The 12,788-nt window shown below is 68.3% G+C and carries 7 protein-coding genes; 6 read left to right on the top strand and 1 reads right to left on the bottom strand.

The features are described from left to right. Positions 1-58: 58 nt before the first annotated feature. Entirely contained in the window at positions 59-1,054 is a 996-nt protein-coding gene (locus AC5LXX_RS25165; protein WP_493411411.1) for a LysR substrate-binding domain-containing protein, read from the bottom strand. Between the two features lie 583 nt (positions 1,055-1,637). Between AC5LXX_RS25165 and AC5LXX_RS25160 the strand changes: the two genes are divergently transcribed. From AC5LXX_RS25160 to AC5LXX_RS25135, 6 genes are all read left to right on the top strand, one after another. After that, positions 1,638-3,053: a circularly permuted type 2 ATP-grasp protein gene (locus AC5LXX_RS25160; protein ID WP_493411410.1), complete on the top strand. Its 1,416-nt coding sequence runs from the start codon at positions 1,638-1,640 to the stop codon at positions 3,051-3,053. Positions 3,054-3,117: 64 nt separating this feature from the next. After that, on the top strand, positions 3,118-4,059 hold the full coding sequence (locus tag AC5LXX_RS25155) for an alpha-E domain-containing protein (RefSeq protein WP_493411409.1): 942 nt from the start codon (positions 3,118-3,120) through the stop codon (positions 4,057-4,059). Between the two features lie 9 nt (positions 4,060-4,068). Beyond that, positions 4,069-5,046 (top strand): transglutaminase family protein, encoded by a 978-nt coding sequence (locus AC5LXX_RS25150; protein WP_322081494.1) that lies wholly within the window; start codon positions 4,069-4,071, stop codon positions 5,044-5,046. 93 nt (positions 5,047-5,139) lie between these two features. Continuing rightward, a complete protein-coding gene (locus AC5LXX_RS25145) occupies positions 5,140-8,553 on the top strand; it encodes a transglutaminase family protein (RefSeq protein WP_493411408.1) in 3,414 nt (1,137 codons plus the stop codon). 202 nt (positions 8,554-8,755) lie between these two features. Then, the gene (locus AC5LXX_RS25140) at positions 8,756-11,362 is read left to right on the top strand and encodes a circularly permuted type 2 ATP-grasp protein (protein WP_493413411.1); all 2,607 of its coding nucleotides are present in this window, start codon (positions 8,756-8,758) and stop codon (positions 11,360-11,362) included. Then, the gene (locus AC5LXX_RS25135; protein WP_493411407.1) at positions 11,356-12,390 is read left to right on the top strand and encodes a transglutaminase family protein; all 1,035 of its coding nucleotides are present in this window, start codon (positions 11,356-11,358) and stop codon (positions 12,388-12,390) included. The genes AC5LXX_RS25140 and AC5LXX_RS25135 overlap by 7 nt, the downstream gene beginning before the upstream one ends. Positions 12,391-12,788: the final 398 nt, after the last annotated feature.

Genomic DNA, 12,788 nt, shown 5'->3' with positions numbered 1-12,788 from the left:
ATATTGATATTGAGAAAGGGCATTCGCGCCGTGAACCCGCACGGCGCGAATGCAAACGTCAGCGGCTGCCGCCGGCGATTCGCCTTGAGGTGCGCATGGCCGGTGCGGCTACCGGCTCGGCGCCGGCCGAACCTTCGACCGCCGCGCGCGGCCGGTTCATGATGTAGGCCCACAGTTGCTCGGCCGCGAGCCCGCGCTTGCGGGCCGACCGATACAGGCGGACTTCCAGTTCGGTGATCCAGTCCCCGGTGCCCGCGCACACGAGCGTGCCGTCCGCGAGTTCCTTCGCGACGCAACTCTCCGGCAGCCAGCCGATCCCGTGCCCGGCCACGACCATGCCTTTCAGCGCCTCGGACATGTGCGTCTCGAAGCAGCGGTGCAGCACATACGGCTCGGTCGCATTCAGCAGCAGCATCTCGACGATGTTGCCGAGGAACGCGCCCGACGAATACGCGAGCAGCGGCAGCGGGGCGTCGGGCGTGCCCGGCAGCTGGAACACGGGCTTGCCGCGCGCGTCGGGTGTCGACACGGGCAGGATCCGCTCGACGCCGAGGCTGACGAACGGGAAGTGGTTCGGGTCGAGCACGATCGGCAGTTGCGGATGGTGATAGCCGAGCAGCAGGTCGCATTCACCTTCGACGAGCTGCTGCACGCCTTCCGGCACGTTCACCGCGTTCACGCGCGCGGTCACATGGCCGACCTCGCCGTTGAGCTGTTTGAGCCATTCGGGAAACAGCGTGAAGACGAGCGTATGCGCGACGGCGAAACGCACGACCTGGTCGCTGGCCGCGAACTGGTCGTAGCCGTTCACGAGATTACGCGCCGCATACATGCTGCGCAGGATGTCCGCGGCGAGCCCGCGGAACATCTGGCCGGCCGGCGTCAGCGTGATCGGGTTGATGCTCCGGTCGACCAGCTTCGCATCCATCCAGGTTTCGAGCGCGGCGATTCGTCTGCTGAACGCCGACTGCGTGAGGTGCCGATGACGCGCGGCCCGGGAAAAGCTCTTGGTATCCGCAAGGCTCAGGAAATCTTCCAGCCACTTTGCTTCCATGTCGATCTTCGCTGTTTATTGTCGGCGCCGGAGGGGCGGCGCCATTTCACTGAACCGGTTTGGTAGCGTACCGCGCCTCGCGCATGGGGGCCGATGTTTTTTTTCGATCGGTGTCAGTCGAAATATGCATGGGCGTTGTCGGCGGGATTACGGCTGCATAGCGTTGAGGGGCCGGACCGGACTAACCGAACAGTTCACAGCGTCGAACTGGCGGCCGCCGCGGACGGTACTTCCCCCCAGGGCCGGTTGCGCCGTGTGCGTGCCGGCCCGCCTTCATGGCGGCGGTCCAGTGCCCGGTCGCGCCGTTTTTTGTGCAGTGCAGATTGCACATTCGTGACACGCGGGGGAACTATGTTTGATAGACGCGGCGCAGCATCGGCCGTGCGCGCTCGCGACGCATGCGGGCGCACGTCGCGTCGGATGGTGCACCAATGTGGTGCGTGATGCCGCGCGGGCGTGCCGGCGCGGCGCAAAAACGGGGGGATATCGAGAAGATTGTGCAAGGCACGTTCCTTGCAAAGCATTGATTACGCCGGTCCGGCATGCGCAATGCCGGGGAAAACGATCGATGGAGAAAAGATCGATGAAGCCATTCGATGAAATGCTGCAATCCGGCGACATGGTAAGGGCGCCCTACGCGCGCCTGAAGCAATGGCTCGACACGCAGAATCCCGCGAGCCTCGCCCAGAAAGCCCACGACGCGGAAGGCGTGTTCCGCAAGACGGGCATCACGTTCGCCGTCTACGGCGACGCGGAGGCCGCCGAGCGGCTGATTCCGTTCGACATCGTCCCGCGCATCATCTCGGGCGCGGAATGGAGCCGGCTGTCGCTCGGCATCGAGCAGCGCGTGATGGCGCTCAATGCGTTCCTCGACGACATCTACCACCGGCAGGAAATCGTGCGCGCGGGCATCGTGCCGAAGCACCTGATCGCGCACAACGAAGCGTTCATCCCGGAGATGATCGACTTCCGGCCGCCCGGCAACGTTTACACGCACATCATCGGCGTCGACATCGTGCGTACCGGCGAGAACGAGTTCTACGTGCTGGAGGACAACGCGCGTACGCCGTCCGGCGTGTCGTACATGCTGGAAAACCGCGAGACGATGATGCAGCTCTTCCCCGAGCTGTTCCAGCAGGTGAAGGTGCGCCCGGTCGAAACCTATCCGCAGATGCTGCGCCAGTCGCTCGCGGCCGTGTGCCCGCCGGGCGGCAACACCGACAACCCGACCGTCGCGGTGCTCACGCCCGGCATCCACAATTCCGCGTACTACGAACATTCGTTCCTCGCCGACCAGATGGGCGTGCACCTCGTCGAGGGCAGCGACCTGCAGGTGGTCGACGGCCGCGTCGCGATGCGCACGACCGAAGGCTTCCAGCCGATCGACGTGCTGTACCGCCGCGTCGACGATGCGTTCCTCGATCCGCTCACGTTCCGCCCCGATTCGGTGCTCGGCGTGGCGGGCATCATGGACGTGTACCGCGCCGGCAACATCACGATCGCGAATGCGCCCGGCACGGGCATCGCCGACGACAAGGCGATCTACTCGTACATGCCGGAGATCGTCGAGTTCTACACGGGCCGCAAGGCGCTGCTGGAGAACGTGCCGACCTGGCGCTGCGGCGAGGCCGACAGCCTGAAGTACGTGCTCGAGCATCTCGACGAACTGGTCGTGAAGGAAGTGCACGGCTCGGGCGGCTACGGGATGCTGGTCGGGCCGTGCGCGTCGAAGGCCGAGCTCGAGGCATTTTCCGCCAAGCTGCGCGCGCGCCCCGCGAACTACATCGCGCAACCGACGCTCGCGCTGTCCACGACGCCGATCCTGACCGACGCCGGCCTCGCGCCGCGCCACGTCGACCTGCGCCCGTTCGTGCTGGTGTCGGACCGGATCCGCATCACGCCGGGCGGGCTCACGCGCGTCGCGCTGAAGGAGGGATCGCTCGTCGTCAACTCGAGCCAGGGCGGCGGCACCAAGGACACCTGGGTGCTGGCCGACTGAGCCGGACGCGACCGCGCGCGCCGGAACCGGCGCGCCAACCGAACGAAGACGGAGTGGACACGAGATGCTTCTGGGACGTACTGCAAGCGGGCTCTACTGGATGTACCGCTATATCGAGCGCGCGGAGAACATCGCGCGCATCGTCGATGCCGGGCTGCGGATGGCGCTCACGCGCACGTCCGATGCGCCGGCCGAATGGTCGTCGGTGCTCGTCAGCTCGGGCACGGACGACGGCTACCGGGAGAAATACGACGCGTATGCGGCCGATACCGTGACCGACTATCTGTTGCGCGACCGCGACAACCCGTCGAGCGTGCTGTCGTGCATCGAGGCCGCGCGCTCGAACGCGCGGATGGTGCGCACGGCGCTGACGCGCGAGGCGTGGGAAAGCGTGAACGGCGCGTGGCTCGCGCTGCGTCGCGCGCTGGCGCAGCCGGTGCCGGAGAGCGAGCTGCCCAACGTGCTCGACCAGGTGAAGCGCGAAACCGCGCTGATCCTCGGCAGCTTCTACAGCACGATGCTGCGCAACGAGATCTTCGATTTCGCGCAGATCGGCGCATTCATCGAGCGCGCGGACAACACCGCACGGATCATCGACGTGAAATACCACCTGCTGCTGCCGTCGGTATCGCACGTCGGCACGATCCTCGACAACTACCAGTGGGAGACGATCCTGCGCTGCGTCGCCGCGCACCGCTCGTACCGCTGGGTGTACGACGTGCAGTACAAGCCGGTGAACATCGCTGATTACCTGATCCTGAACGGCCGCATGCCGCGCTCGCTGCGCTATTGCTACGGGCGCGTCGTGTCGAGCCTGAACCTGCTCGCGAAGGATTACGGCGTGACACACCCGTGTCACGACACGGCCACGAAGATCCTGCAGATGCTGTCCGATACCTCGGTCGAGCGGGTCTTCAAGAGCGGCCTGCACGAGTTCCTGACCGACTTCATCGGCCGCAACAACAGCCTCGGGCTCGAAATCGCCCAGGCTTACAACTTCGACTGAGAACTTGCCATGCGACTCGCCATTCGACACATCTCGCGTTATCAGTTCGACGACCAAGCCACCCATGCGCTGCAACGGCTGCGGCTGCGCCCGCAGTCGGGCCCCGGGCAGACGGTGCGCGCGTGGCAGGTCACGATCGACGGCGTCGAGCCGTCGCTGTCTTACGCCGACGGGCTCGGCAACCGGATCGACCTCGTGCGTCACGATCGCGGCGCGAAGGCCGAGATCGTGGTCGTCGCGGCCGGCGTCGTCGAGACGCAGGACCGTGCGGGCATTCTCGGGCATCCCGAAGGCTATGCGCCGCCCTGGATCTTCGAGCGTGAGACCGCGCTCACGAAGGCCGGCGACACCGTGCGCGAGCTCGCGGAAGCGCTGCCGATCGATCCGCAGGGCCTCGACGCACTGCACTGGCTGATGACGGAAGTGCACGGCCGCATCGCGTATGCGCCGAACCTGGCCGCCGACGCGCCCGTTGACGCGGAAACCGCGCTGCAAAACGGCGAGGGCACGAGCCGCGACCACGCGCATGCATTCATCTCGGCCGCGCGCGTGCTGAAGATTCCCGCGCGTTACATCTCGGGCTACGTCCTCGCCGACAGCGCGATGCAGCGCATCGCCGATGCGAAGCAGAACGCGGGCGACGTCGAGGAGGAGGAAGCGCTCGCGCTGCAGAGCGGCGAGGGCATGCAGCAGGTGCTCGGCGCGTCGCATGCCGCGCAATCGCAAGGGCTGCCGCAGCCGGCGCTCGGCGCCCAGCCGCAGGCCGCCGCGCTGATGCAGCAGCCGGCCGGCCATGCGTGGGCCGAGGCCTATGTGGAAGGGCTCGGCTGGGTCGGGTTCGACCCGTTCATGAACCGCTGCCCGGACGAGCGCTACGTGCGCATCGCGGTCGGCCTCGATTATCGCGACGCGCAGCCGGTGACGGGGCTCGGCGCCACGGCCGTCGGCGTCGAGATCAGCGTCGTGCAGACGCCCGAGCTCGTCTGACCCGACGCGCGCCTTCGCCGAATCCGCCATGCCGGGCCGCCGTGTCGAGTGCGACGCGGCGTGCGCGGCCGGCCCAACCCGAACCGAGCTCCCATGTCCATCCACGTCGCGCTGCATCACACCACCCGCTATCGCTACGACCGGCTCGTCAACCTCGGCCCGCAGGTCGTGCGGCTGCGGCCCGCGCCGCATTGCCGGACGCCGATCCTCGCGTATTCGATGACGGTCGAACCCGCGCAGCACTTCATCAACTGGCAGCAGGACCCGTTCTCGAACTATCTTGCGCGGCTCGTGTTTCCGGAGCGCACCGAGCATTTCGAGATCACGATCGATCTCGTTGCCGAGATGTCGGTGTACAACCCGTTCGACTTCTTCCTCGAAGCGAGCGCCGAGCAATATCCGTTCAGCTATGACGACGCGCTGAAGACCGAGCTCGCGCCGTATCTCGTCTGCGATCCGCAGACGAGCGCATCGAAACTGTTCCGCACGTATCTTGACGGCGTCGATCTCACGCCGGCCGGCACCGTGAACTTCCTCGTCGCGCTGAACCAGCAGCTTCAGCGCGACATCGGCTATCTCGTGCGGATGGAACCCGGCGTGCAGACGCCCGAGCAGACGCTCGAGCTCGCGTCCGGCTCGTGCCGCGACAGCGCCTGGCTGCTCGTGCAGCTGTGCCGACATCTCGGCATCGCCGCGCGTTTCGTGTCGGGCTACCTGATCCAGCTCACGCCCGACGTGAAGTCGCTCGACGGCCCGAGCGGCACGTCGGTCGACTTCACCGACCTGCACGCGTGGTGCGAGGTCTACCTGCCGGGCGCCGGCTGGATCGGCTTCGACCCGACGTCGGGCCTGCTCGCCGGCGAAGGGCATATTCCGCTGGCCTGCACGCCGCAGCCGACGAGCGCCGCGCCGGTCGAAGGGCTGATCGACGAGTGCGAGGTGTCGTTCGAGCACGAGATGAGCGTGACGCGCGTGTACGAATCGCCGCGCGTGACGAAACCGTATACGGAATCGCAATGGGACGCCGTGCTGACGCTCGGCACGCAGGTCGACGGCGCGCTGGCGGCCGGCGACGTGCGGCTCACGCAGGGCGGCGAGCCGACCTTCGTGTCGATCGACGATCGCGACGGCGCCGAGTGGAACACCGATGCGCTCGGCCCGACCAAGCGCGGCTACGCGACCGAACTCGTGCAGCGGCTGCGTGCCGAGTACGGCGACGGCGGCTTCCTGCACTTCGGGCAGGGCAAGTGGTATCCGGGCGAGCAATTGCCGCGCTGGGCGCTGTCGATCTTCTGGCGCGCGGACGGCCAGCCCGTGTGGCACGATCCGTCGCTGTTCGCCGACGAGCGCGAGCCATCCGCGTATACGACCGACGACGCGAAGCGCTTCATCGATGCGCTCGCCGCGCGGCTGAACCTGACCGACGAATTCATCCGGCCCGGCTACGAAGATGTCTGGTACTACCTGTGGCGCGAGCGCCGGCTGCCCGTCAACGTCGATCCGTTCGACTCGCGGCTCGACGACGAGCTCGAGCGTGCGCGGTTGCGCAAGGTGTTCGATCAGCAGCTCGACAGCGTCGTAGGCTACGTGCTGCCGGTCAAGCGCACGGACGACACGCCGGGCCTCGACGGGCCGCGCTGGCAGACCGGCCCGTGGTTCTTCCGCGACGAGCGGATGTATCTCGTGCCGGGCGATTCGCCGATGGGCTATCGGCTGCCGCTCGATTCGCTGCCGTGGGCCACCCGCTCCGACCACCCGTACCTGGTCGAACGCGATCCGTTCGCGCCGCGCACCGCGCTGCCGGACGCCGCCGCGATCCGCGCACGCTACGCGGGCCCGGCCGACGCGCCGCGCTACCTGGCCGGCGTGCATCGCGAAGCGTCGGCGCAGACGGTCATGCAGTGGCGCAACGACGGCACGGCCGAGGGCGCGCGTGCCGCGGCGCACGATCCTCAGCGTCGGCCCGAGCGCTTCGAATCGGCTGCGTGGATCACGCGCACCGCGCTGTGCGTCGAAGTGCGCAATGGCATCCTGTACCTGTTCATGCCGCCGCTTGCCGCGCTCGAGGATTATCTCGAGCTGCTCGGCGCGATCGAGCTGACCGCGCACGCGCTCGGCGTGAAACTGGTGCTCGAAGGCTATCCGCCGCCGCGCGATGCGCGGCTGAAGCTGCTGCAGGTGACGCCCGATCCCGGCGTGATCGAGGTGAACATCCATCCGGCCGCGAGCTTCGACGAGCTCGTCGACCACACCGAATTCCTGTACGACGCCGCGTGGCAGTCGCGGCTGTGCAGCGAGAAGTTCATGGTCGACGGCCGCCACGTCGGCACCGGCGGCGGCAACCACTTCGTGCTCGGCGGCGCGACGCCGGCCGACAGCCCGTTCCTGCGCCGCCCGGACCTGCTCGCGAGCCTGATCGCGTACTGGCACAACCATCCGTCGCTGTCCTACCTGTTCTCCGGGTTGTTCATCGGGCCGACGAGCCAGGCGCCGCGCGTCGACGAGGCGCGCAACGACCAGCTCTACGAACTCGACATCGCGTTCGCCGAGATCCAGCGCAACAAGCTGCTGTTCGGTCAGGACATGCCGCCGTGGCTCGTCGACCGCGTGCTGCGCAACCTGCTGATCGACGTGACGGGCAACACGCACCGCAGCGAGTTCTGCATCGACAAGCTGTACTCGCCCGATTCGTCGACCGGCCGGCTCGGCCTGCTCGAACTGCGTGCCTTCGAAATGCCGCCGCATGCGCGAATGAGCATCGTGCAGCAACTGTTGCTGCGTGCACTGGTCGCGCGTTTCTGGGCCGCGCCGTACACGACGCCGCTCACGCGCTGGGGCACCGCGCTGCACGACCGCTTCATGCTGCCCGAGTTTCTTCAGATGGATTTCGACGACGTGCTCGCCGAACTGCGCGATGCCGGTTTCGCGTTCGATCCGGCGTGGTTCGCGCCGCACTTCGAATTCCGCTTCCCGCTGTTCGGGCAGATCGCGGTGAACGGCATGCAGCTGTCGCTGCGCGGCGCGCTGGAGCCGTGGCACGTGATGGGCGAGGAGGGCGCGCCCGGCGGCACGGTGCGCTACGTCGATTCGTCGGTCGAACGGCTCGAAGTGCGCGTGACGGGGCTGAACGACAACCGCCACGTCGTGACCGTCAACGGTCGCGCGCTGCCGCTGCAGCCGACCGGCACCGTCGGCGAGTACGTCGCGGGCGTGCGCTACAAGGCGTGGTCGCCGCCGTCGGCGCTGCATCCGACCATCGGCGTGCACGCACCGCTCACGTTCGACATCGTCGATACGTGGCTGCAGCGTTCGCTCGGCGGCTGCCGCTATCACGTCGCGCATCCGGGCGGGCGCAACTACGCGACGTTCCCGGTCAATGCGTACGAGGCCGAGAGCCGCCGGCTCGCACGCTTCGTCGAGATGGGGCATACGCCGGGACGGATGGATGTCGCGGCTGCCGCGCCGAGCCGCGAATTCCCGTTCACGCTCGACTTGCGGCGGCCGTGATCCATCGATGACGGGGCGGACGACGATGCGCGGCTCGCGACCTCCCCGCGGCCGCGCCGGAATGCTAGGATGCGGGCAGATTGCGGCCGCGCGCCGCAGCAGCTTGCCGCCGGTGCGGCGGCGCGTATGCGCCGTTGCACCCTGAAGACGGAACGACATCGTGCCGCCCATTGACACCGATCATCTCGCCGCCCTCGACGCGATGCCCACGCTTTTCGATTCCGGCGCGCAGCCGGATGCCGCCGAACTGGCCGCCGCGCTTGCGGCGCCGGCGGCCGCCGGCCGCTACGACGAACTGCGCGGCAGCGCGGCCGGCCTGAACGCGCCTGCGCTTGCGCCCGCCTGGCGTAGTTTCTTCACATCGATCGGCAGCGACGGCGTGGCCGACCTCGATCGCCGCGCCGACGCGCTGCACCGGCGCATGCGCGAGAACGGCCTGTTCTATCAGTTGCACGAGCAGCGCGCCGGCGACGGCGCGGCCGGCCCGTGGTCGCTCGACCTGCTGCCGCTGATCGTCACGCCCGAGGACTGGGTCGGAATCGAGCGCGGTGTGCTGCAGCGCGTGCGGCTGCTCAACGCGACGCTGGCCGACCTCTACGGGCCGCAGACGATCCTGCAGCGCGGGCTGTTGCCGCCCGCGCTCGTCACCGGTCACCCCGGCTACCTGCGCGCGATGCGCGGCGCACGCGTGCCTGGCGACACGTGGCTGCACGTCGTCGCGTTCGATCTCGCGCGCGGCCCCGACGGGCAGTGGCGGATCGTCGCGCAGCACACGCAGGGCGCGGCCGGGCTCGGCTACCTGCTCGAAAACCGCCTGATCGTGTCGCGGCTCTTTCCGCGCGGGTTTCGCGGGCTGCGCGTGCAGCGCCTCGCGTCCGCGTACCGCGCGCTGCTGCAGAGCATGCAGTCGCTCAGCCCTACCGCCAAGAATTCGCGGATCGTGCTGCTGACGCCGGGGCCGCACAGCGCGACGTATTTCGAGCACGCGTATCTCGCGCGCTACCTCGGCCTCACGCTCGTCGAAGGCGGCGACCTGACCGCGCGCGACAACCGCGTGTTCCTGAAGACGCTGAGCGGGCTCGAACCGGTGCACGGCATCCTGCGGCGCGTCGACGATGCGTGGCTCGATCCGCTCGAACTGCGGCCCGACTCGATGCTCGGCGTGCCGGGGCTGCTGCAGGCCGTGCGTGCGGGCAACGTGCTGCTCGCGAATGCACCGGGCTCGGGCTTCCTCGAATCGCCGGCGATGCTCGGCTTCATGCCGCGCCTCGCCGAAGGGCTGCTCGGCGAAACGCTGACGCTGCCGGCCGTGCATTCGTGGTGGTGCGGCGAGGCGGCCGCCTGCAACGACGCGCTGCCGCAGCTCGCGCGCGGCATCATCAAGGCCTCCTATCCACCCGAGGTGCAGGCCGGCGGCGGGTTCGAGCCGGTGATCGGTGCACGGCTTACGCAGCCGCAGCTGGCCGAATGGCGCGCGCGGATCCTCGCGCAGCCCGAACGCTACACGGTGCAGGCCGACCTGCCGCTGTCGCAGGCGCCGACCTGGCCGCGGTCCGACGAGCCCGACGGCAACGGCGGCGCACGCATCGTGCCGAAGCCGCTGCTGCTGCGCGTCTTCGCGCTCGCCGACGGCGCGCAACGCTGGCGGCTGCTGCCGGGCGGGCTGTCGCGGGTCGGCACACGCGACACGCTGTTCAATGCGCCCATGCCGCGCGGCGGCAGCACCGTCGATACCTGGGTGATGACCGAGGGCATCGTCGATTCGACGACGCTGCTGCAGACGCACCTCGGCCCCGACGACCTCGTCGAACGGCCGCGCGCGATCGCGAGCCGTGCGGCCGAGAACCTGTTCTGGCTCGGCCGTTACACCGAGCGCGCGACCAACCTGATGCGGCTGGCGCGCGCCGCGCTCGAACGGCTGCGCGGCGAAGACGACGTCGACAGCCCCGCGCATCTGGAGCTGATCGATACGCTGTGCCGCGACACGGGCCTGATCGCGGCCGACGCGCCGAATGCCGTCGATGCACCGCGCGCGTTCCAGCACGCGCTCGCGACATCGCTGACGCGCGGTGCCGATCGCACCTCGGGCATCGCGTCGTGCCTGTTCGGGATGCGTGGCGCGGCGGCCGCGATTCGTGAACGGCTGTCGAGCGATCAGTGGCGGCTGATCGACGACGCGACGCAACTGTTCGCGGACAGCGCCGGCCTGCCGGAAGCCGAGGAGCAGATCGGCAACGAGGCACTGCAGCTGCTGGAGCGCCTGGGCTTGCTGCTCGGCGCCATCACCGGCGCGCAGACCGACAACATGACCCGCGACGACGGCTGGCGCTTGCTGTCGATCGGCCGGCAGATCGACCGGCTGGATTTCCTGTGCAGCGTGCTGAAGTTCGCGTTCGACGAAGGCGCGGTGCATCGGCAGGACGGCTTCGAGCTCGTGCTGGAGCTGTTCGACAGCACGATCACGTTCCGCTCGCGATTCCAGCGCGGCTTCGATGTCGCGCCGCTGCTGTCGCTCGTCGTGCTCGATACCGACAACCCGCGCTCGCTCGGCTGGGTCGTGCAGGCGCTGCGCGGCCGGCTGACGAAAGTCGAGCGCAGCGAAGGCTATGCGCTGTCCGAACTGGCCGAGACGGTGCCGGACGTGCCCGCGTGGTCGCTGCACGAGCTGTGCGAAACCGCCGAAGGCGGCCGGCACGACAATCTGCTCGCCGCGCTCGACACGACCGTGAAGGCGGTGTGGGAACTGTCGAACCGGATCGGCGAGCGCTACTTCAGCCACGTGCGCGAGGCGGGCAGGACGCTATGGTGACGACGAAAGGCGCGGTAAAAGCGCCGTCTGGCGCCAACCATGCACGACCGGCAGCGGCACCGGCCGCTCCGGCCGCCGTTGCACCGGGCCGGTTGCTGCGCGTCACGCACGACACCGAATACCGCTACGCGGCGCGTGTCGAATCCGCGCAGCACCAGGCGCGCCTGCAACCGCTCGTGACGCCGCGCCAGCAGGTGCTGTCGTTCTCGCTCGACATCGAGCCGGCACCGGAGTCGGTCTGCACGGAGATCGACGCGTTCGGCAACGCGCGTGCGTCGTTCGCGCTGAACCAGCCGCACGACGCGCTGCTCGTGCGCAGCCGCAGCACGGTGCGCGTGACGCCGCCCGTATGGTCGCGCGGCGCGCGCGGCGAACCGCCGCCCGCGATCGCGAATCCCGATGCAAAGCAGGCGAGCGAGTGGGAAGCCGTGCGCGACCGCTTGCGGTTCCGCGCGGGTCAGCCTTACGACGCGGCGAGCGAATTCGTGTTCGCGTCGCCGCATGTTGCTTGCGATCCCGAACTCGCCGCGTATGCGGCCGCGAGCTTCACGCCGCAGCGGCCGCTCGTGCAGGCCGCCTGGGATCTGATGCGGCGCGTGCATGCCGATTTCGCATACACGCCGAACAGCACCGACATCACGACGTCGGCGCTCGATGCACTGCGGTTGCGCAAGGGCGTCTGCCAGGACTTCGCGCACGTGATGATCGGCGCGTTGCGCTCGCTCGGGCTGGCCGCGCGTTACGTGAGCGGCTACCTGCTCACGCAGCCGCCGCCCGGTCAGCCGCGGCTGATCGGCGCCGATGCGTCGCATGCCTGGGTCGAGGTGTACGACCCGGCATGGCCCGAGGACAACGGCTGGCTGCAGCTCGATCCGACCAACGATCGCGCGCCGGGCGACGACTACGTGATGCTGTCGATCGGCCGCGACTATGCCGATGTGACGCCGTTGCGCGGTGTGATCCGCGGTGGGGGTGCGGACCAGGAGCTGAAGGTCGGCGTGACGGTCGAGCCGCTCGACGCCGATTGACGCGGGTTCGCCGATCGGAGCGGTCGTTTGTTGATCGCGTGTCTGCAGGCGCGTACGTTCGTGATGGCTGCGAACCGGACGGTCCATGCGCGCGGCTCGGAAGACACTTCGTACTCGACCGTGAGACATGACAGGAAAGTCACGTGTCATTCCGTTCGATTGAATCGGACGAGTTCAATTCTGTAGGAAAAGAGAAAACTGCACTTGTGCGCTGGTGCCCGGATTTCCGATGATCCGGATCTGCGTTCACGTCGCGTCAGCCTGAACGGCTGGCGGCGGAACGGCAGAAAAACACCAAACCGCGCGCAGGAGCCAGGGTGACGCAGCTTTATTCCGATTATCGATCGGCGACGGACGAACCCGTCGCACGGTCGATCGATGCCACCGAGTCGGACAGC

It is taken from the genome of Burkholderia torrens (assembly GCF_984668525.1).
Note: the sequence above shows the minus strand (reverse complement) of the source record. Positions and strands in the feature narration are given on the sequence as shown.

What these genes read in the sequence shown, in the direction of transcription:
- AC5LXX_RS25155 (WP_493411409.1), top strand. Translation starts at nt 3,118, where the DNA reads ATGCTTCTGGGACGTACTGCAAGCGGGCTCTACTGGATGTACCGCTAT.
- AC5LXX_RS25160 (WP_493411410.1), top strand. Translation starts at nt 1,638, where the DNA reads ATGAAGCCATTCGATGAAATGCTGCAATCCGGCGACATGGTAAGGGCG.
- AC5LXX_RS25150 (WP_322081494.1), top strand. Translation starts at nt 4,069, where the DNA reads ATGCGACTCGCCATTCGACACATCTCGCGTTATCAGTTCGACGACCAA.
- AC5LXX_RS25145 (WP_493411408.1), top strand. Translation starts at nt 5,140, where the DNA reads ATGTCCATCCACGTCGCGCTGCATCACACCACCCGCTATCGCTACGAC.
- AC5LXX_RS25140 (WP_493413411.1), top strand. Translation starts at nt 8,756, where the DNA reads ATGCCCACGCTTTTCGATTCCGGCGCGCAGCCGGATGCCGCCGAACTG.
- AC5LXX_RS25135 (WP_493411407.1), top strand. Translation starts at nt 11,356, where the DNA reads ATGGTGACGACGAAAGGCGCGGTAAAAGCGCCGTCTGGCGCCAACCAT.
- AC5LXX_RS25165 (WP_493411411.1), bottom strand. Translation starts at nt 1,054, where the DNA reads ATGGAAGCAAAGTGGCTGGAAGATTTCCTGAGCCTTGCGGATACCAAG.